The organism is Dongia sp., assembly GCF_041918875.1.
Lineage (GTDB): Bacteria > Pseudomonadota > Alphaproteobacteria > Dongiales > Dongiaceae > Dongia.
Window position 1 is genome coordinate 54,049 of the sequence record NZ_JAYRUV010000004.1, and the last position, 21,129, is coordinate 75,177.

At 60.2% G+C, this 21,129-nt stretch carries 16 protein-coding genes; 5 read left to right on the forward strand and 11 right to left on the reverse strand.

Annotated features, from left to right (window positions below):
- Nucleotides 1-2 precede the first annotated feature (2 nt).
- The 3 genes from ACE3TY_RS05630 to ACE3TY_RS05640 all read right to left on the reverse strand — a co-directional run bounded on the left by ACE3TY_RS05630 (nt 3) and on the right by ACE3TY_RS05640 (nt 2,089).
- Complete coding sequence (locus ACE3TY_RS05630) at nt 3-275, reverse strand: hypothetical protein (RefSeq protein WP_374651689.1); 273 nt, start codon at nt 273-275, stop codon at nt 3-5.
- A gap of 55 nt (nt 276-330) precedes the next feature.
- Nucleotides 331-1,263: a metal ABC transporter solute-binding protein, Zn/Mn family gene (locus ACE3TY_RS05635; protein WP_374651690.1), complete on the reverse strand. Its 933-nt coding sequence runs from the start codon at nt 1,261-1,263 to the stop codon at nt 331-333.
- A 76-nt stretch (nt 1,264-1,339) separates the two neighbouring features.
- Nucleotides 1,340-2,089 carry an NRDE family protein gene (locus tag ACE3TY_RS05640; RefSeq protein ID WP_374651692.1) on the reverse strand — a complete coding sequence of 250 codons (750 nt, stop codon included), beginning with the start codon at nt 2,087-2,089 and terminating at the stop codon, nt 1,340-1,342.
- 136 nt (nt 2,090-2,225) lie between these two features.
- On the opposite strand from ACE3TY_RS05640, the gene ACE3TY_RS05645 reads away from it, so the two are divergent.
- The gene (locus ACE3TY_RS05645; protein WP_374651694.1) at nt 2,226-2,555 is read left to right on the forward strand and encodes a DUF1476 domain-containing protein; all 330 of its coding nucleotides are present in this window, start codon (nt 2,226-2,228) and stop codon (nt 2,553-2,555) included.
- 5 nt (nt 2,556-2,560) lie between these two features.
- On the opposite strand, the gene ACE3TY_RS05650 is transcribed toward ACE3TY_RS05645, so the two are convergent.
- Together ACE3TY_RS05650 and purB are read right to left on the reverse strand one after the other, a co-directional pair.
- Nucleotides 2,561-3,421 carry a GNAT family N-acetyltransferase gene (locus ACE3TY_RS05650; protein ID WP_374651696.1) on the reverse strand — a complete coding sequence of 287 codons (861 nt, stop codon included), beginning with the start codon at nt 3,419-3,421 and terminating at the stop codon, nt 2,561-2,563.
- Complete coding sequence (purB, locus tag ACE3TY_RS05655; RefSeq protein ID WP_374651697.1) at nt 3,381-4,679, reverse strand: adenylosuccinate lyase; 1,299 nt, start codon at nt 4,677-4,679, stop codon at nt 3,381-3,383. The genes ACE3TY_RS05650 and purB overlap by 41 nt, the downstream gene beginning before the upstream one ends.
- 171 nt (nt 4,680-4,850) lie before the next feature.
- Between purB and ACE3TY_RS05660 the strand changes: the two genes are divergently transcribed.
- Together ACE3TY_RS05660 and ACE3TY_RS05665 are read left to right on the forward strand one after the other, a co-directional pair.
- The gene (locus ACE3TY_RS05660) at nt 4,851-6,812 is read left to right on the forward strand and encodes an FAD-dependent oxidoreductase (RefSeq protein ID WP_374651699.1); all 1,962 of its coding nucleotides are present in this window, start codon (nt 4,851-4,853) and stop codon (nt 6,810-6,812) included.
- Between the two features lie 6 nt (nt 6,813-6,818).
- Complete coding sequence (locus tag ACE3TY_RS05665) at nt 6,819-7,868, forward strand: AbrB family transcriptional regulator (RefSeq protein WP_374651701.1); 1,050 nt, start codon at nt 6,819-6,821, stop codon at nt 7,866-7,868.
- Here ACE3TY_RS05665 and ACE3TY_RS05670 read toward each other — a convergent pair.
- A complete protein-coding gene (locus ACE3TY_RS05670) occupies nt 7,848-11,249 on the reverse strand; it encodes an acyl-[ACP]--phospholipid O-acyltransferase (protein WP_374651703.1) in 3,402 nt (1,133 codons plus the stop codon). The two genes, ACE3TY_RS05665 and ACE3TY_RS05670, sit on opposite strands and share 21 nt — an antisense overlap.
- Before the next feature lie 115 nt (nt 11,250-11,364).
- Between ACE3TY_RS05670 and ACE3TY_RS05675 the strand changes: the two genes are divergently transcribed.
- The gene (locus ACE3TY_RS05675) at nt 11,365-13,383 is read left to right on the forward strand and encodes a molybdopterin-dependent oxidoreductase (protein WP_374651705.1); all 2,019 of its coding nucleotides are present in this window, start codon (nt 11,365-11,367) and stop codon (nt 13,381-13,383) included.
- Here ACE3TY_RS05675 and ACE3TY_RS05680 read toward each other — a convergent pair whose 3' ends face one another.
- A complete protein-coding gene (locus tag ACE3TY_RS05680; protein ID WP_374651707.1) occupies nt 13,384-15,858 on the reverse strand; it encodes an FAD-dependent oxidoreductase in 2,475 nt (824 codons plus the stop codon).
- 10 nt (nt 15,859-15,868) lie between these two features.
- Nucleotides 15,869-16,744 carry a phosphotransferase gene (locus ACE3TY_RS05685; protein WP_374651708.1) on the reverse strand — a complete coding sequence of 292 codons (876 nt, stop codon included), beginning with the start codon at nt 16,742-16,744 and terminating at the stop codon, nt 15,869-15,871.
- Between the two features lie 313 nt (nt 16,745-17,057).
- Between ACE3TY_RS05685 and ACE3TY_RS05690 the strand changes: the two genes are divergently transcribed.
- The gene (locus ACE3TY_RS05690; RefSeq protein ID WP_374651710.1) at nt 17,058-17,333 is read left to right on the forward strand and encodes a hypothetical protein; all 276 of its coding nucleotides are present in this window, start codon (nt 17,058-17,060) and stop codon (nt 17,331-17,333) included.
- A gap of 180 nt (nt 17,334-17,513) precedes the next feature.
- On the opposite strand, the gene ACE3TY_RS05695 is transcribed toward ACE3TY_RS05690, so the two are convergent.
- The 3 genes from ACE3TY_RS05695 to ACE3TY_RS05705 form a co-directional block, all read right to left on the reverse strand.
- On the reverse strand, nt 17,514-18,401 hold the full coding sequence (locus tag ACE3TY_RS05695) for a ferritin-like domain-containing protein (protein ID WP_374651712.1): 888 nt from the start codon (nt 18,399-18,401) through the stop codon (nt 17,514-17,516).
- A 187-nt stretch (nt 18,402-18,588) separates the two neighbouring features.
- On the reverse strand, nt 18,589-20,205 hold the full coding sequence (locus tag ACE3TY_RS05700) for a GMC family oxidoreductase (RefSeq protein WP_374652034.1): 1,617 nt from the start codon (nt 20,203-20,205) through the stop codon (nt 18,589-18,591).
- A gap of 8 nt (nt 20,206-20,213) precedes the next feature.
- Nucleotides 20,214-21,122 (reverse strand): NAD(P)-dependent oxidoreductase, encoded by a 909-nt coding sequence (locus tag ACE3TY_RS05705; protein WP_374651714.1) that lies wholly within the window; start codon nt 21,120-21,122, stop codon nt 20,214-20,216.
- Nucleotides 21,123-21,129 lie beyond the last annotated feature (7 nt).

Here is a 21,129-nt window from a genome sequence, read left to right on the forward strand (position 1 = left end):
TCTCAAAAACGAATATCAGATGCGACTTCGAAGGTGCAGCGACAGAGGGGGCAGGCGACAAGCTCCGTTGTATCGGCGGGCTTCGCACCGCTCTCGATCTCGGCATTCAAGATCAAGCGGGCATCCGCGATCAGTTGCGCATGCGATGCCGGCTTACCGCAGGCAAGCGCCAGAGCCTGGATATCGGCAGGCGCCATCGGCTCGGAAGACAAGGCGATCGCACGCGTCGCACCAATGGCGAGGATAGAGGAACCCGCCACAGCTCCCAGGAGCATGTCTCGTCTCGATAGCATAATATCTCCTAATTCCGAGAAGTGGAGAAAAACTACGCTATCGCAGAGCTTTAAGCAATTCCCGTTCGTTGTGACGAAACAGCGACAATAGATCGCCGGCCGGTCCTTCCGGGCCTGACAGGGCATCCGCGAACAGATCACCGCCCACGGCGATCCCGGTATCTGCGGCAATGCTTTCGATAAAGCGGGGGTCGCTCATATTCTCGATGAACATGGCCTTGATCTTACCCACTTTGATTTGCTCGATAACATTTTTCAGATCCTGGGCCGACGGTTCGGAATCCGTACTGATGCCCTGGACGCCGATAAAGTCGATTCCATAGGCGCGGCCGAAATACCCAAACGCGTCATGCGATGTCAGAATGTGCTTCCTGTCTGCGGGCAGACCGCCGATCGATGCACTCAGCTCGGCATCCAGGGCACGGAAGTCCGCTTTCAGCCGCTCGGCATTGGCTGCGAAAGCCGTCGCGTGTGCGGGCGCCGCTTTCGCCAATGCAGCTTCAATGTTGTCGATGTAGGCGAGGACCAGTTTGGGATCCTGAAAAGCGTGGGGATCATTGGCGCCATGCTCGTGATCGTCCGCCCCGCCTGCAATTTCTTCTTCGGCATGCTCGTCAGGCAATGCCAGCGGCTCAATGCCCTTTGTCGCAACCACCAGATCGCCCTTGAATTGCGCCGCATCGACCAGACGGTCGAGCCAGGGTTCGAAGCCCAGTCCGTTGGCGACAACGATCTGGGCCGCAGCCACGGCGCGTTGAGCCTCCGCCGTCGGCTCGTAGGCGTGAGCGTCCTCGTTCGCGCCAACCAGGGTTGTGAGGTCGATGGCCTCGCCGCCAATCCGCTGCGTAAGGTCGGCCACGACACTGAAAGTGGCGACGACTTCGAGCTTGTCATCGGCGCGCACGTCATGGAGCGCGACGAAAAGGCCGCTCAATAGCACCAGGACCAGTCCGAAAGGTCTGAAACGCATCTTGGTTTCCATTATGTAATGTTATATTATTACATATATAGCTCGCGAGCGATGAGGTTGCAAGCCCGGCTTTCAGCTAACCGAGGTCGAGATCGCTCCAGGACTGGGATTCGGGCCTTCCGCCTAAAAAACGCCAGCGAGGGAGCCGATCCGAGTGGTTGACCGATGGCAAAGCAATGAGGGAGGAAGAAACCGTACCGAACCCGGTATTCGAGATGATGTACATCGCATCGAAGACGTCGCCCCCGGGTTCATGTTCCCGCGACTGCAACAATTCGGTCCAGGACTGCCAGTCCTCTTCCTCCGGTTCGGGTGCAGGTGCCTGGCGCCAGCGCGGCAGGAAATGACGCGTCCGCGGGCTGCTCATGTCGTTGAGATCCATCGCCGTGATCATCGATAGGCCTGGCGGAAGCAGGACAGCTTCAATCTCTTGCCCCAGATTGCGCAGCCAGTAGGCGTGGGTGTTGTCGGCCACCACCATGTTGAACGGCCGGAAAGCAGTGGCATCCAGGTCCTGCAGCATGGCGACCGCCGCCTCGGCATCGGCAAAGTCGAGTGCATCGAGCACCAGTTCGCCCCGTGACCGCTTGCCCGGTTGCGGCCCCAGCGTGTTGCGCCGGTTGAGGATACCCGCAACGACCCCGAAATCGTTGATGCCGAGCCACGACCCGCCAGCCAGAACATCCCGACCGGCAACGACTTCGGGCCGGTCGGGCCAGTGCCGGGCCGGCGGATCCCATGGCCGCTCATGCATCTCATCGCGGTTGGCAGCGACCAGAATCGGCCAATCATGCTCCGGCCGGGATAGAATGATTACACTGCACATGGGCCCAACCGACTGAAAATGTTGAAACTTGTGAGACTGACGCGCGGCGCCTATTAGACTTGACTGGAAGGCGCCGGCCAACCATTTTTCAACCGAGTTTACATCGCTTCCGAACCATTCAAGGGATTGCACGGGTATGACCACTTTCAGCGAGCGCGAATCCGCATTCGAGAACAAGTTCAAGCATGACAAGGAGTTGGAGTTCAAAGTGAACAGCCGCCGCAATAAGATGCTGGGCCTTTGGGCGGCCAAACTCCTGGGCATCGACGGAGCCGAAGCGGAAGCCTATGCCAAGAGCGTGATCACGTCCGATTTCGAAAAGCCCGGCGATCACGATGTACTGCACAAGATCCTGGCCGACCTCAAGGCAAAGAATGTCGATATGAGCGAGCATCGCCTGCGCAAGCAGATGGACGATTTCCTGATCGCCGCCAAGAAGCAGGTCATGACCGAAGTAAACCTCTGACGCCCTCAGAAGCGGCGGATCAAGACCGCAACTTCGCGATCGATCTCGAAATTGCAGCGGCGATAGAGCTCTATCGCCGCTGTATTCGTATTCACCACGCTCAATGTCATCGGTGCGTCATTGTTGCCGTTCGCAATCAGGCAGCGGCGCGCCTCATCCATCACCAGTCGGCCGATACCCCGTCCCTTCTGGTCCCCCGCACGCACGACCGCATTGATGTAATTGTCAGGTTCCGTGTAGCGCAGCAGGCCAATCCCCCGCCCGCTCTCGACGAGGATTCGGGCGCGGATGCCGGATTGCTGCAGATAGCGGCGGATTTCCTCCGGCCTGGGCACGAAAGCGCCCGGCAGGTCCGCGAAACCTGAGTGCAGTACGCGGACATATTCCTCGACCCAGCCTGGCCAAGCGTCCCGCCACGCAACACCGTCCGGCAACGGCAGATCGTCTCCCCAATTGGCGTTGCGGCAGATCATCTCGCAATCGCCATAGGAAAACCGATAACCGAATTCCTCAGCCAATGCCCTATGCGCCGCCCATACTGGAGTGATTGCCAGTTCATTCGCCTTGGCGCTGAGCGCCGCGGCGCGGATCGCCACTTCAGCAAGCAGATCTGCAGCCAGCGCGGATGTCATCTTCCCGTCGGCAAGCCCGACCACTTCAAGGGGAACAGCACCGTTGGCGGCGGTCACGGCATCGAGCAGCACGGCGACGATCCCGCGATCGCGCCAATCGATGATGGCTCTTGAGCCGGAATTGAGCCGGCCGAGGAAACGCGGCGCATCCGTGTCCGGGACAGGATGCGCCGCGCAGAAACCGATCAGCGTTTCAAGAGCGACCGAAGACTCGCTGGAAGATGTCGTCGACATGCTTGAAATGGTAGTCGAGGTTGAAGCATTCCTCAATCTGCTGAGGCAAGAGACGCTTCGTCACGTCGGTATCGGCCTTGAGCTCGGTCATGAAATCCTTGCCTTCGAGCCAGACTTTCATCGCGTTGCGCTGCACGGCCTGGTAGGAATCCTCGCGGCTCATCCCTGCCTGGGTCAGCGCAAGAAGAACGCGCTGCGAATGAACCAGTCCGCTGTAGCGGTCGAGATTGGCCTGCATCGCTTCCGGATAGACGATCAGCTTCTCAACCAGCCCAACCAGGCGGTTGAGCGCGAAATCGAGGGTGATGGTCGCGTCCGGGCCGAACACGCGCTCGACCGATGAATGGCTGATGTCGCGCTCGTGCCACAAGGCGACGTTTTCCAGCGCAGGATTGACCGAAGCGCGCACCACGCGGGCAAGACCCGTGAGATTTTCGGAAAGCACCGGGTTGCGTTTGTGCGGCATCGCGCTTGAGCCCTTCTGGCCCGGCGCGAAATACTCCTCCGCCTCCCGCACTTCCGAACGCTGCAGATGGCGGACTTCGATCGACAGATTTTCGATCGAGCTGGCCACCACGCCGAGGACGGCAAAGAACATGGCATGCCGGTCGCGCGGGATCACCTGGGTCGAGACCGGTTCGACCTTCAGCTCCATCTTTCGGGCAACATGCGCCTCGACCCGCGGATCGATGTTGGCAAAGGTGCCGACCGCCCCTGAAATGGCGCAGGTCGCCACATCATCGCGTGCGGCGACTAAACGCTGCTTGGCACGGGCGAAAGCGGCGTAGTGCGAGGCCAGTTTCAGCCCGAATGTCGTCGGTTCGGCGTGGATGCCGTGGCTGCGGCCGATGGTCGGCGTGAGCTTATGCTCGAAGGCGCGCCTTTCCAGCGCCTTCAGCAAGCGATCGAGATCGTCCAGCAGCAGATCGGCTGCTTGGCGCAACTGCACGGCAAGGCAGGTATCGAGTACGTCGGAAGACGTCATACCCTGATGCACGAAGCGCGCCGACGGACCGACATGTTCGGCAAGATTCGTCAGAAAGGCGATCACATCATGCTTGGTTTCACGCTCGATTTCGTCGATCCGTTCGACCTCCCACTTGCCCCTGGCCCAGATTTCCGCAGCGGCCTCTTTCGGAATGACGCCCAACTCGGCTAGGGCGTCGCAGGCATGGGCCTCAATCTCGAACCAGATGCGGAAGCGGTTCTCCGGGTCCCAGATCTTGGTCATTTCGGGACGGGAATAGCGCGGGATCATGAAAACCTCGTCGGAATGGCGTGATTGGCGCCAAATCAGCGGCAAAGATGTCCAAAGTCAACCTGTTTTGCCGGTTTCGCGCTAAAGCGACGCAAGATCGCCCTTCTAAGCCACGCTCAGGCGCGATAGGTTCGCCACCAGTTCCCGCCAGTCGATCAGAACGAGCCGAACATGACCGCCCTTGCCCAGCTGTTTCAGCCCTTTACCATCCGCAACTGCCGCATCAAGAACCGCATCTTCTCGACCGGCCACGACACGACCATGCCGACCAAAGGCGTGCCCAACGAACCCCTGATCGCCTATCACAAGGCCAGGGCCGAAGGCGGTGCCGGCCTCATCATCATGCAGGTTGCGGGCGTCCATGAGACGGCACGCTATACTTCGCATCTTATCATGGCGACGAGCGACGATTGCGTTCCCGGCTACCGCGCTGTGGTCGACGCCTGCAAGCCATACGGCACCAGGATTTTCGGCCAGCTTTTCCACCCCGGCCGTGAGATCATGGAAAGCCAGGACGGCACGGCGCCAGTTGCCTATGCCCCCTCCGCCGTGCCGAATGAGCGCTTCCATGTCATGCCACGGCCGCTGTCCAAACGCATGATCAAGGAAATCGTCGACGGTTATGCCAGCGCCGCCGAACGGCTGCAGCGCGGCGGCCTCGACGGCGTCGAGATCGTGGCCAGCCACGGCTACCTGCCGGCGCAGTTCCTCAACGAGCGCACCAACCAGCGCACCGACGAATATGGTGGCAGTTTCGAGAACCGCCTGCGCTTTACGCGCGAGGTGGCGCTGGCAATCCGCGCCAAGGTCGGCCCCGACATGGTAATCGGCCTGCGCATCAGCGGCGATGACAAGGATTACAATGGCTTGCAGGAGCGCGAGAGCCTTGCCGCCATAGAGACGCTCGATGACGTCATGGATTATTTCAACGTCATCGCCGGATCGTCGGCAAGCTTTGGCGGCGCGGTCCACATCGCCCCACCGATGGCCTTTGCCAATGGTTACGTGGCGCCCTTTGCCGCCACCGTGAAAGCCAAGGTGAAAGCGGCAGTTCTGGTTGCCGGCCGCATAAACCAACCGCAGGATGCCGAGAAAATCCTTGCCAGCGGTTCCGCCGACCTTATCGGCATGACGCGCGCGATGATCTGCGATCCCGACATGCCGAAGAAGGCGGAAGCCGGGAAACTCGACGATATCCGCGCTTGTATCGGCTGCAATCAGGCCTGTATTGGCCATTTCCATGCCGGCTACCCGATTTCGTGCATCCAGCATCCGGAAACCGGCCGCGAACTCACTTACGGAACGCGCAAACCGATCGCGCGGCCGAAGAAGATTCTCATCGCCGGCGGCGGTCCGGGCGGAATGAAAGCGGCCGCCGTGGCATCGGAACGCGGGCATGAGGTGATCCTGTGCGAGGCGGGCGAGCGCCTTGGCGGTCAGGCCCTTATCGCCCAGATGCTGCCGAGCCGGGCTGAATTCGGGGGGATCATCACCAACCTAACGCGCGAAGTACAATTGGGCGGTGCGGAAATTCGCACGCGGACGAAAGTCACGCGCGCTTTCGTTGAGGCGGAAAGGCCGGATGCCGTGATCATTGCCACCGGTGCCCGACCGCGCAGCGCGCTCAGCGCCGGTGTCGAAGGGGTCGAAAGCGGCCACGTGGTAAGCGCCTGGGATGTCATCCGCGACCAGGTCAATATCGGCTCTTCGGTCGTCATCGCCGATTGGCGCTGCGACTGGATCGGCATGGGATTGGCTGAAAAGCTGGCGCGTGCCGGTTGCCGCGTGCGACTCTGCGTCGACGGCTATATGGCCGGCCAGCGAATCCATCAATATGTGCGCGACCATTGGGTCGGTGAACTGCATAAGCTCAATGTTGAGATCGTCCCCTATGCACGCCTCTACGGTGTCGATGGCGATACCGCATATTTCCAGCATGCCACCAGCAACGAGCCAATCATTTTCGACGCGGTCGATACCGTCGTTGCCTCACTTGGACATGAACGCCAAAGCGAGTTGGAAGATGAGTTAGCCAGCTGGGATGGCGATATTCGCATCATCGGCGACTGCTTGACGCCGCGGACGGCGGAAGAGGCCGTACTGGAAGGATTGAAAGCGACAGCGGAGATTTAGCCGACCGTGGACCTGCCGTTCTCTCCATTGATCCGAGCAAGAATTCTCTGCCTGCTCCTCGGCGCCATAGGTGGCGGTGTATTTTATCTGGTCCATCTGCCCTTGCCCTGGATGATGGGAGCGATGACATTCACCACCATCGCGGCCGTATCCCGCATTCCCATCTCCATGATGCCGCGCGTGAGAATGGTGTTCGTGACCATCCTCGGCATCATGCTGGGCAGTGCGTTTACCCCGCAAATGCTCGATCATCTGCAATATTGGGCAATCAGCTTCCTCTGGCTCGGCCTCTACGTCGTCGTCACGACTTACCTGGTGCGGCAATATTACATTCGCTTTGCCGGATATGACGAAGTGACCGCCTATTTTGCGGCAGCACCTGGCGGCCTTTCCGAAATGATCCTGGCTGGCAGCGCATTCGGCGGAGACGAAGCCCGAATTTCGCTGGCTCATGGAGCGAGAATTCTCGTCGCCGTCTTCGTGCTTTCATTCGGCTATCGCTGGCTGGGCGGCTATACGCCGACCAGTGCGAACGCGGCTGCCAATCTCGACCCCATCAGCTATTCCGATTTCCTCTGGCTTGCCGGAGCCGGCGTCGCAGGTTTTTTCGGCGCTCGTCTCCTGCGCATGCCAGCCTATGCCCTGGTTGGCCCCATGATCGCGAGTGCCGGTCTGCATGTGGCCGGCATCACGGCATCCAGACCGCCGGCCGAACTCGTGGCAATTGCACAGATCGTCGTCGGTTCAATGATCGGCGCGCGATTTGCGGGGCTCCCCCTTCGGCTGGTGCTCCGCGGTATCGTTCTTGCCACAGGCGCTACCGGCATCTTGCTGCTGGTGGCCGTCGGCTTCGGACTTGCCGTCGATGCAACCGCCAAGATGCCGTTTTCTTCGGCCCTCCTTGCTTTTTCCCCCGGTGGCCTGGCGGAAATGAGTCTGATCGCACTCGCACTCGGGGTCGACGCAGCCTATGTTTCAAGCCACCATGTGGTCCGCATATTCATGATCGTGGTTGCCGCCCCGCTCGCCTTCCGCCTATTGCGCCGCAAGGGTTAGCGCCATCGTTTTCAAGCGCTTAAGGTCGGTCTTGCCCGTTCCCAGCACCGGCAGTTCCTCGATACGATGCAGATCGGCTACCTTGGGCACCCAGATCTTCGGCAATCCTGAGTTGTTGAGACCCTGCCAAACCAGTTCCGGCGCCATGCTTTCATCTGCAATATAGAAGCCGACCAGACGCTCGCCCTTGGCAGCATCCGGCACCGCCGTCACATTGGCACCGTTGATGCCGGGAATCTGCATCATTGCCTCCTCCACTTTAAGATGAGGCACCATTTCGCCGCCGATCTTGGAGAAACGCGACAGACGGTCGGTGATACGGATGAAGCCATCCTCATCAAGCACCGCGATATCGCCGGTGACGTACCAGCCATCGCGAATCACTTCTTCCGTCTTGGCCGGATTGTTGAGATAGCCCAGCATGCGCCCCGGGCCTTTGAGGAGAAGCAATCCCTCCTCGCCCTCCCTGAGGTCGGCATAGGTATCCGGATCGACGATGCGCGCCGCGACACCCGGCACCGGATGTCCGACCGTCCCCGGCTTGTGACCCGTTTGGCTTTCGCCGGATTCAATGACATTGGGCACATTGACCGACACGACCGGACCCATTTCGGTGGCGCCATAGCCTTCCAGCATGTCGAGGCCGAACTTCTCCTTGAAGGACGCGGCGAGATCCGGGCGCAACCGCTCAGCTCCGACAACGACATGTCGCAGGCTGGCGAAATCCTCAGCCGGACACATGCGGAGATAGGCTTGGCAGAAAGTTGGCGTCGATATGAGGATGGTTGCTTTGTACTTGCGTATGAGCCCGCCTATCGTCTTCGCATCCAGCGGATTGGCGTGATAGACCGCGCCGATGCCAATCACCAGCGGCAGGCACAGCGTGCCCGTGAAGCCGAAGGAATGGAAGAACGGCAGCACACCGACGATCTTGTCGTCCCGCTGCACCCACAGAATCTGCGCAATCGCCTCGAGATTCGAAACGACATTATGCTGCGAAAGCATGATGCCCTTGGGCTCGCCGGTCGATCCTGAGCTGAACATGATGGTGCACAGATCGTCGACCGATTGGCCGCGCGGACCGACGAGACGCGCGAGCAGCGAGGTCGGGGTGAGAAATGTCGCCATATACATCAGCAGGCGCTGTGCCTTGCTCTGCTTGGCCAGCACTTCCTCGACGAAGATCATGTCCGGTCGTTCGGCCAGCTTGGCCTTGGTCAGAAAGGCGCGTGCCGTCACGATCGACTTGATACCACATTGTTGAATGGCCGATTCCAAAGCCTCGGCCCCAATGGTGAAATTGAGATTGACCGGAATCTTGCCGGCCAGCATCAATCCCATATTCACCAGTGCGCCGCCGACGGAACTGGGCAGCAGGATGCCTACCATTTTGTCGGCCGGCCGCTCGCGCGCGAACCAGCGGGCGAGCAGGCGCGATCCCGTCAGGGCTTCGCCGAAATTCATTTCGCGCCCCAGGGAGTCGGCCAGTGCCATGCGGAACCAGCGCTTCTTGGCAGATTGAATGAAGCGGATGGCCACCAGATCGTCTGCCTTGCGCCGCACACGGAAGGCGTCGCCACCCATTTCCAGCAGCTTCTGCCGCACATCCCAGGCGCGCGCGCTCGCAGGGAGTGGTTTCCCGAATGTGATGGTGACCGGGTAAAATAGCCGGCTGGGCCATTTCCAGAAGAACTTGCCGTCTTTGAAACTGAAGATGGAGCCCCAGACCTGATCGAGATGCACAGGGATAATCGGGGTTTCGATACCGTCGATGATCCGCTCGAAGCCCCGCTTGAAGGGCAGCATGTTTCCGGTGCGGCTGATGGCGCCTTCGGCGAAGATGCAGACCACATGGCCGCCTTCAAGCTCCGACCGCGCCCGCTTGATCGGCTCCAGCACCTTGCCGCCACCGGTCGGAATGGCGCGCATCATCTTAAGGAAGCGCCCTAGGCCGGGAATATTGAAGAACGGCGCATAGACCATGAAACGCACGAAACGCTGAACACAAGATCCCACCAACAGACCGTCAACAAAGGACAGATGGTTACATATCAACAGCGCCGGACCGTTGAGCGGCACATTCTCGGCACCGACGATACGGATGCGGTAGATGGAATGGGTCAGCAGCCACAGCATGAAACGTATGAAAAAATCCGGCAGCAACAGGAATATGTAGCCGGTGACCAGAAAACTGAGGATGCCGCCCGCAAAGATGATCGCGTCGGCCGGCAGCTTCAACACACCGCCAAAAAGAAACACGGCGCCGGATGCCAGAAGTATGCCTATGAAGTTGATGACATTGTTCGCCGCAATGACGCGGCCACGCGACTCCGCGGCCGACTTCTGCTGCAGCATTGCGTTGAGCGGAACGGCATAGAAGCCGGCGAAGAAGCCCAGCAACCCAAGGCAGATGGTGGCACCGGCAGCCGTATCGGCCGCCACGACAAGCATCGACATAGCGCCCATGCCCACGGACCCGATCGGTACGAGCCCCAGTTCCACCTTGTTGCCTGAAAGGCGTCCCGCGACCATGCTGCCGATACCGATGCCGACGGCAACAGCGACCCACAGCATGCCCGTGGCGCCCTCGCCAAGCCCCAGCACCTGAGTGCCGTAGAGCGGGATCGAGGATTGCAGCAGAGCTCCCAGGAACCAGAACCATGAAATGCCAAGCACAGTGAGCCACAATCGGCGATTGGCAAAAAGCTCCGCCAGGCCTTTGTCGATTCCGGCGATAGGATTGACCTGGAAAGGCAACTTTACCGCGGGCGCCGGCGTTCGGCCAATGCCTAAGCTGGCCAGCGTCCCGCCGACAGCTATCGTGAGGACGATAGCGCCAAGCAGCATCGGCTCGTTGCCAAGAGATTCGAACATCTGCCCGCCGGCCCAGGTACCGATGATGATCGCCAGGAACGTACTCATCTCAATCAGTGCGTTGCCGCGCGAGAGGTCCTGCTCCGGCAACAGTTCTGGCAGGCAACTGTATTTGGCGGGGCTGAAAAAGGCCGATTGCAACGCCATTAGGAATATGACCACCAGCATAAGGCCGAGGCTGCCCATCACAAAGGCAGCGAAGCCCAAGCCCATGGCTAGAATCTCCATGCTCTTCGTGGCGATCAGCACCGACCGTTTTGAAAAGCGATCTGCCAGCTGTCCCGCATAGCCGGAAAACAGGAGATATGGCAGCACGAACAGGCCACCGATGACCGAGATATAGACGGCGGCATCCCAGCCATCCTCATGTCGGGCAGCCAGCGAAATTGCGAAGAAACTGACGACAAAGCGATAGATGTTGTCGTTGAGCGCCCCAAGAAACTGGGTGACCAGCATCCAGGCAAAGCCAGGGTCGACTATCAGCCGCAAATAGGATCGGTCGCTCATCTTTGGCTCTTTCCTCTATTTCTCTGACAAAATCAGGGCGGGCCGGTTTGAAGTCAAGCGAGTGGAACGGAGACTTGTTCACATTCTGCGCGCGGCGCATTAGAGTGGCAGGATCATGACAGAAAAGACCATCTTCAAAACCACGTGCCCACGCGACTGCTACGATGCCTGCGGCATTGCCGTCGTGAAGTCCGCCGATGGCCGTATGAAAGTTCTTGGCGACCCGGACCATGCGGTCAGCCGGGGGGCTTTGTGCGGAAAGTGCGCGATCGCCTATAACGGTGCCTATCTCGATTCCAAGGCGCGCTTGACGACCCCATTGCGACGCACCGGCCCAAAAGGCAGCGCCCAGTACCAGCCGATCGGATGGGACGAAGCCATCTCGCACATTGCCCGGAAACTCATGGCTATCGCGGCCGAGAGCGGCCCGGAGACCATTTGGCATACCCACTATACCGGCACCTGCTCGGCCATCGCCGGTGGCTTTCCGCAGCGCTTCTTTCACAGGCTCGGCGCCAGCGAAGTCGACCCCGACAGCATCTGCAACGCCGCGGGGCACGCGGCGCTCAACTTCGTGTACGGCACGTCGACCGACGGGTTCGATCCGCGCATGGCCAGGGACGCGGCCTGTATTCTCGTCTGGGGCGCCAACCCATCCGCATCGGCGCCACATCGGCACAAATACTGGCTCAAGGAAACGCCGGCGAAGGTTATTGTCGTCGATCCGGTGCGGCATGAAACGGCCGCCCAGGCAGATCTTCATCTGCAGCCCTTCCCGGGCAGCGATTCTGCCCTGGCCTATGGCCTGTTGCACGTGCTGGTGCGCGAGAATCTGATCGATCGGAAGTTCATCGACGCGCATACGATTGGATGGGAAGAACTCGCCACCACGATTGCCACGGCGAACCCGGCCTGGACCGAAACAATGACGGGCGTGCCGGCTGCGGATATCGTTGCGGCAGCGAAAATCTATGGCAGCGGCCCCGCCTTGCTGTGGCTTGGCCAGGGCCTGCAACGCCAGCCAATGGGCGGCAACGTCTTCCGCGCGGTCGGCATGCTGCCGGCAGCCACGGGCAACTTTGCCAAGCCGGGCGCCGGCCTGCTCTACCTCAACGGTGGTGCTCGGCGCGGGATTGATGGCGACTATCTGGAGGCACCGCATCTGCGCAAGAACGAGCGTCGGACGGTCAGTCATATGGACTTGGTCGAACTGCTGCGCGATCCGAAGAAGGCGCGGGCGCTTGTAACCTGGAACATTAACATTGCCGCGTCGAACCCGCGTCAGGCGGAATTGCGGCGGGCGCTAAGCAGCGAAAATCTGTTCCACGTCGCGATCGATCTTTTCCCGACCGACACGGTCGATCACGCCGACATAATCCTGCCGGCCGCATCGTTCCTGGAGTTCGACGATCTGGTCATGTCCTATTTTGACTTGACCGTTTCCGCCCAGGCAGCGGCGATGGCGCCATTGGGCGAAGTTCTCACCAATCAAGAAATCTTCCGTCGCCTCGCCAAGGCGATGGGCTACACCGATGCCGAATTGTCCGAGGCCGATACGGCAATTCTCGATACTCTGGCGCGGCAGCTTGGCCAGCGCGATTTCGCTTCCCTGAAATCCGCCGGCACTATCCAACGCTGGGCGGAACCGGTCCTGCAGTTTCCCAATCTCGCCTTCGCAACCCCCTCCGGCAGGATCGAACTTGCCAGCGCCAGTGCCGAGGCGGCCGGTTATCCGCGCATTCCACTCCCAAGCGTCGACGCGAAACCGCAAGGGCAGCGGCTGCGGCTGCTTTCACCGGCGTCGCGCTGGCTGATGAACAGCTCCTATCACAACGATCCAAAGATCGCAGCGAAGCTGGGACCGGAACATATCACGCTGCACCCGGATGATGCCGCGATGCGCGGCTTGAAGGATGGGGACAAGGTGAAGGTCAGCAACGCGACCGCGCAGATCGATATGATCGTCGACATTGCCCCCAGCCTGCCCCGCGGCGTTGCCCTCGCCGCCAAGAGCCGTTGGCCCAAGCTCATTCCAGGCGGCCTCAATGTCAACGCTCTCAATCCCGGCACGAAGAGCGACATGGCGGAAAGCTCAAGCGTGCACGGGGTTGAGATCGATGTTATGCGAGCCTGATCAAGCCTTCACGCGCTCCATCTTGGGGTCGTAGAGCGGCTGCAAGCTGACTTTGGCTGGATAGCGCTGACAGGCGATTTCCAATTCATAGGTGCCGGCCAGCACGTCTTCGGCACTGACACCGTTATGGGGATCGCGCACATAGCCGATGCCGATATTGGTATCCAGCGTGTAGCCATAGCCACCGGAAGCAAGCCAGCCAACTTGTTTGCCATTGCGGAAGATTGTCTCACGGCCGAGCAGGACAATGCTCGGATCGTCGATCGTGAAGCAGGCAAGCAGTTTCGGCAACTTCTTCTGTGTCCCACCCTTCTCTAATTGCGTGATCAGCGCCTCGCGGCCCAGAAACGGAATGTTCTTCTTCAGCTTCACCGCCCAGCCCATTCCGGCCTCCAACGGCGAATGGTCGGGCGTTATGTCCGACGACCAGGCACGGTAGAACTTTTCGAGACGCAGGCTTTCGATAGCGCGGTAACCTGCATTGGCGATGCCGTACTTTTCACCTGCCGCCCACAATGCGTCATAGACGGCAACCATGGCCTCGACCGGAATATGCAGTTCCCAGCCAAGCTCACCGACATAGGTCACACGCAGCGCCCGCACGATAGTACCGGCGATCGCGATCTCCTGCGCGGTTCCGAACGGAAAGGCCGCATTTGAGACGTCGCTTGCACTTGCTGCCGCGAGTACATCGCGCGCCTTCGGCCCCATCAGCGAGAGGACGCCGTAGCTCGACGTGACATCCATCAGGCGGGCATCGAGATCGGCCGGAATATGCGCGGAGATCCAGTGGAAATCATGCGTCGCATAACCGGTCCCGGTGACAATGTAGTAGGCGTCCTCGGCAACACGAGTCACCGTGAGATCGCATTCGATTCCGCCGCGCTGGTTCAGCATCTGGGTATAGACGATGGTACCGGGCCTCTTGGCCACGTCATTGCTGGCGATCCAGGAAAGGGCGGCCTCGGCGTCGCGGCCGACCAGCATGAATTTCGCAAACGACGTCTGATCGATCAGTACGACGCGCTCACGCGCCGCTTTGTGCTCGTTGCCTACATGCTCGAACCAGTTCTGGCGTTCATATGAATATACATCCTTCGGCTCGACTCCCTTCGGCGCGAACCAGTTCGGGCGCTCCCAGCCCAGCTTCCAGCCGAAGACGGCGCCCTGCTCCTTGAGCTTGGCATAGAGCGGTGAGACACGGACGGGACGCACACTCTCAAGTTCCTCATGCGGCCAAGCCATCGAATAGTGATGCGCGTAGGCTTCAAGCGTCCGCGTCAGCACCCAGTTCTTGTCGCGGTGAACCGAGCCGAAGCGGCGTATATCGACCGGCCACAGATCCATCGGCGGCTCGCCACCCGCTATCCACTCGGCGAGCGCCCGGCCGGCCCCGCCGCCAGAGGCGATGCCGAAGGCATTGAACCCAGCGCCGACGAAGAAGTTCTTCACTTCCGGCGCTTCACCCAGGATGAAGTTTCCGTCCGGCGTAAAGCTCTCCGGCCCATTGATCATCTGTTTGACGCCGGCCTTTTCCAGCGCCGGCACGCGTGCAAGCGCCTGTTCCATCAACTGGCCGAAATGGTCCCAATCATTCTCCAGCAGTTGGAAGGCGAAGTTGCCCGGCAGTCCATATCGATCCTTGCCCGGCAGCCAGGGAATGGGATTGTGCTCGTAGCCGCCCATGACCAGACCGCCGACTTCTTCTTTGAAATATATCAGCCGGTCTGGATCGCGCAGGGTCGGCAGGTTCTTCGGCACACCAGGCATCGCCTCGGTTACGATATACTGGTGCTGCACCGACTGAAGAGGCACATTGACGCCGGCCAGCGCGCCGATCTCGCGCGCCCATTGACCACCACAATTGACGATGACATCTGCGGCGATGCGGCCCTTATCGGTTATGACGGCGACCGCGCGGCCTTTCACAACCTCGATGCCGGTGACGGCCGTGTCCTCGACGATCTTCACCCCACCCAGCCGCGCGCCCTTGGCCAGCGATTGCGCGATATCGGCCGGGTTGGCCTGGCCGTCGGTCGGCAGGAACGCGGCTCCGACCAAATCGCCGATATCCATGATCGGCCACAGGTCTCGCGCCTCATTCGGAGTCAGCAGGCGCATCTCAAGACCGAAGGAATGCGCCGTCGTCGCCTGGCGTTTGATTTCCGTCATGCGCGCCTGATTGCAGGCCAGGCGTAGGCCACCATTCATCTTCCAGCCGGTAGCAAGACCGGTCTCGGTTTCAAGCTTGTTGTAGAGCTCGACCGAATATTTGAGAAGCTGCGTGATGTTGGCTGACGTGCGCAGCTGGCCCACGAGGCCGGCGGCATGCCAGGTTGAACCGCTGGTAAGCTTGTGTCGCTCGATCAGCACGACATCCTTCCAACCTAGCTTGGCCAAATGATATGCCGTCGAACAGCCGATAATGCCGCCGCCGACGATAACGGCGCGCGCGGAAGCCGGGAAATCGCTCATCAAATACTCCTCACATGTTCCGGAAGTCGCCGAGGACGCGCTCAAAGCGCGCTAGATTCTCTGCGGTGTAGGCGACATAGTCGAAGTCCAAAGTCGAATGGATCTCAGAAATCATGCTCCACATTGTTTCGCGAAGCAGCGACGCGCATTTCATTGCATGATAGCGGCGCAACAGATCGGCATCCGCCGGGCGATCGAAATAGGTTTCAAGCAGATCTGTCTCGTCGGTGGCAGCAACTTCATTGTTCGAGCAAAGATTGGCGAGATCGAAAAGCGGCGAGTTGAAACCGGCATAATCCCAGTCGATAAGCCAGAGCCGATCGCCGCTATCGATAAAGTTGGTCGGCAGAAGGTCGTTATGGCCGTAAACAATTTCCACCGCGCCAACAGCTTTCTCCAACTCTGCTGCGATGTTCAGCAGGCGCGGCAATATGGAGAGATGCCGGCTGCCCCCGGTTTTCAATGAATGGCCATAGTCGCGCAGAACATGAAAGACCCAGAAGATCAGCGCTGGGCCGGTCACGTGCAGCGGCATCTCGCGGTGGCATTTGCGAATGAGCGACAGGATGCGTGCCAGCATCGCCGGCTGACGGACATCCTCCGCCGCCAGAGTCTTGCCATCGATGAACTCGAAGACCAGCGCGCCGGGCTCAGCATGCACAACCTTGGGCGACAGGCCACAGTCGGCAGCGGCACGACTGGCCGACAGCTCGTTGAAGCGCATAACACCATGGACCGGAATATCGTCGCCGATGCGCACAAAGTAGCGTCGGCCGGCATGTTCAACCCGGAAATTGGCGTTGGTAATGCCCCCTTTGATGATCTCGGGTTCGACACGCGCCGACCAACAGGTCAGCGCCTCGACCCGCGCCATCGCCTCCCGCATATCCAGCCCCTTTCGCCAGCCCTTTTGCCCACCATTCGCCATCGATCCAAGCAAAAGTCAACAAAGAAGGCACGATGAATGTTGATTTGATGTTGTTATTAGGCGAAGTATCGCCGAAATATCAACTATTATTTATATTTCTCTCTTCTGACTCTCGTGCCCATGCCGCGCCGTCTCGGATATCTGCTGGAAGCCCGCCGCATTTGATGGAGCAGCTTGCACCGCGACAGCGACCCTTTGCCTCGGGAGGTGTTGTGCCGGAACCAGTTGCTGACGCAACCGTTTCAACGCACACGAAGCACGACGCTTCATCTTGCTGTCATCGATCCGGCTTAGAAGTCAGTCACCAGCCGGTCAGGAGGATCACGTGTCCAACGTTTCCATCAGCCGCTCTGCGGCCAATGAAAATATCCCCGCCTTTGCTATCGAAGTCGCCGGCATCTCTGCTGGCTTGGCGCTGCGCGAGCGCGGCGGCTTCAGCTTTTTCGCGGCCGATCCACGCTTCCAGGTTCTGGACGGCAGCCGATTCCGCCGGCTCGCTCAATTGGAGGAAGCCGCCCGCAACCTTGCCCGGGCAACCGGGGTCTAACTGAAAAACTGCGGTTTCCTCCCTTACCGCTAACCCGTCTTTATTCGGACGGACCGCAGGCCGCAGCGAATTCACCCATTACCTCGTCTATCTGGCCGAACGCCGGCAACGGCCCAAATGCGCAGCTTTCCGCAATCGGATTCAGGCCGAAGCCAAGGCTACAAGCGGCGATGCGCGAAGTTAGCGCATGAATTTCAATGCAAATCGAACCAGCCGTGGTGTCATCGTCGGCCGCAAAAGACGCCGGTCGTAACCCCGCATCCGCCGATCGTTCTCCTTGAGGCAGAGCTCGAAGAAGGTGCTTTTGTCGAAGCCGCGCGCAACAGTCGCCACACCATCGGTCAGGAAATTCGAACGTACGCCCTTGCGGCGGCGGCGCGCTTCCAGTGCCATGCCGACGCGCGAGGCGAATTGTTCGCCGATGGCCGCAAGACACTTGGCGTCGAACCAGATTCGACCAAACAAGCCGAGCCTCGCGCGGCGATAGGCGACATAGTTGACGAAGAACATGATGTGCCGAGCTTCTTCCTGGATAACCGGCTCGAATGTCTCGACCAGGGCCGGCGGGAAGAAACCTGAACTGCGCGCCAGGTCGAACAAGCCGAAAGCAAAGAATGAATTGATGCACTCTCCGAATCCAGTGCGCAAAAAACCGAATTCGGGATTGTGCGGCGGCAGATAGACCGGCTCCGGACCCAATTCAATCCGGTAGAAGGTCAGCATGTTATGCAGCACTTCCTTGTGGCGCTGTTCTTCCGCGGCGTTCAGGCTGAGGGCCTCGGCAATTTGCGGATCATCCAGGCGGTCGGCCTGCCATTGCATCCGCAGGGAGGCACGCCCTTCGATGGCGACCGCGGTGTCCCAGAACGGCAAGGCGGACAGGCGCCGCAACTCGTCGTCCGAGAGCGTCGGCCAGGGAATGACGGCGGGTTTATAAGGGTTGTAAGTCTCGGTCAGCAGGCGGCAGAACGCATTGCGATGCGCCTCGCTTCCAGGTGTCAAGCGACCTCGGTCAGGATAGGACCAGTTATAATATGGCGTCGGGTCATATTGGGCGATGTCGAGCATCACACGGTTTCCACTCACAAGCGGCGGTCGATCTGTGATCGGCGCCCTTATGCCACGACAGAAACATAGCGACAAGAATTACACTGCAAATCTGTGACGATCCTCACCATGCCCGCTCATGACGAGCTGCCGTGAGCGGGCTGGCCAGGAAAGCGGACTGGGCAAAGCGGACTGGGCAAAACGATAGTTAACAACCGTCGGCCAGGATCATCTCGGCGGCCTTTTCAGCGATCATGACGACGGGAGAATTGGTATTGCCCGAGGTAATCGTCGGCATGATCGATGCATCGGCGATCCTCAATCTGTCGACACCATATACACGCAATCTTTCGTCGACCACGGCGCCGGAATCCGATCCCATGCGCGCGGTGCCCACCGGGTGGAAGATCGTCGTGCCGATATCGCCGGCCAAGCGCGCCAGTTCCGCATCGCTTTGATGTTGGCTTCCCGGCTTGAATTCGATAGGCGCGAAGGGCGCCATGGCTCGCGTCGCCATCATCCGCCGCGCATGGCGGATCGACTCCGCAGCGATGCGCCTATCCGTCTCATCTGAGAGGTAATTCGGATCGATTGCCGGCGCGGCGGTGGGATCCGGCGAGACGATACTGACCGTCCCCCGGCTCGAAGGTCGCAGATTGCAGACGGACATGGTTATAGCGGGAAACCTATGCAGCGGCTGGCCGAACGCATCGAGCGACAATGGCTGAACATGGTACTCGATATTGGCGGTCGCGAAACTGGGGTCGGATTTAGCGAATATCCCCAACTGGCTCGGCGCCATCGTCATCGGTCCACGGCGACGCAACACATAGTCGGCGGCGATGCATGCCTTGCCAAGGAGCGTACCTGCCATCTGATTGAGCGTGCGTGCGCCCGTTACCTTGAAGATCGTGCGAATCTGCAGGTGATCCTGCAGGTTTTCGCCGACACCGGCACATTCTCGCTGAACACGAATCCCGGCCTTGGTCAGCACATAGCCAGGTCCGATGCCGGAGAGCTGCAGGATCTGTGGCGATCCAATGGCTCCAGCGGAGAGAATGACTTCCTTACGTGCAGTCATACCGACGGCCTCGCCATTCAGCCGGCATTCGATACCCGTCGCCAGCGCGCCTTGAAGCCGTACTCGCTCGACCGTGACACCGGTCATGACGTCGAGATTGGCCCGATGGAGAACCGGCCGCAGGAACGCCTTGGCGGTGTTCCACCGCACACCTCTGCGTTGATTGACGTGGAAATAGGAAGAGCCCTCATTGTCGCCGCGATTGAAATCGGCAACCTTGGGAATGCCGAGTTCCGCCGCCGCATCGCGCACGGCATCGAGGATCGGCCAATGAATGCGCGGCTCCTCGACGCGCCATTCGCCTTCGGCGCCATGCATGCCCGCTTCGGGAGCGAAATGGCGCTGCGACCTCACGAAGTAAGGCAGAACATCATCCCATCCCCAGCCCCTGTTGCCGAGCTGGCGCCAGCCATCATAGTCCTGCGCCTGCCCGCGCATGTAAATCATCCCATTGATCGAAGAGCATCCACCCAGCACGCGGCCACGCGGATATGGCAAGGACCGGCCGTTGAGACCGGGTTGCGGCACCGTCTTGAGACCCCAGTCCGTGCGCGGGTTATTCATGCAGTAGAGATAGCCGACGGGAATATGGATCCAGATATAGTCGTCCTTGCCGCCGGCTTCCACCAGGAGAACGCGGCTAGCTGGATCGGCCGATAGGCGATTGGCCAGCACGCAACCGGCCGACCCCGCTCCAACGACGATGTAATCCCACTCCCCCAGCTCGCGGCGTGACACCGGCAGCCCCTCGATCAGTTCCCTTTCGTCAACGCCTTGTCGCTGAGCGTGGTGAGGACGTCAATAACCTCCGGCACGTAATGCTGCCCCAGGCCGGCGGCATTCGACAGCGCATAGAGCTGGTGGATGGCTGAGGCCACGAAGGTCGAGACCGGCAGCGATTCGGCCATCTGCAGGAAATAGCGCAGATCCTTCTGCGCGTTGGCGATGGCGAACTGCAGCTGTGTGTTGTCGCCATCGATCTGGTAGGCGGCAAGGCGCTGGAACATAACGCTGTTGGCTCCGCCCGCGGTGACGATCTGACGCAAGGCATTCAGATCGACGCCGGACTTTCTGGCGGCGACCAGGGCCTCCGCCGTCACAGCGGCATAACCCAGCGAGAGCATGTTGTTTATGAGCTTTGCCTTGTGGGCCGCGCCAACTCCGCCGCAATAGACGATAGTGTCGGCAAAGCATTCGAGCACCGGCCGGACCTCCGCCAAGGTCGCCCTGTCGCCGCCGGTCATGAGGCCGAGCTTGCCGGCCTCCGCCTCCTTCGGCGTCCGCGTCATCGGGATATCGACGAAGCGGCCACCCTTTGCGGCGACCTCGGCGGCAAGGGCAATGGTGGAGTCAGGTTGTGCCGTCGTACAGTCGGCGACAATGCCACCCGGCTTCAACCCGGCAAGCAAGCCGTCCGCGCGGCGGACGATATCTTCCATCTGCGCCGAGTTGCCGACCACGGTGATGACCATGTCGCACTGCGCAGCAAGCTCCGCCGGCGTCCTGGCCTCCTTGGCGCCATTGGCCAGGAGATCCTCCACCGGCCTGCGGTTGCGATGCGCCAGCACGGAAAGCTGAAAGCCCTTGGCCAGGATATTCCTGCCAATGCCGTGGCCCATGAGGCCAGCACCGATCAGGCCCACATGTTGGATCTTCGTCATGCCTTCC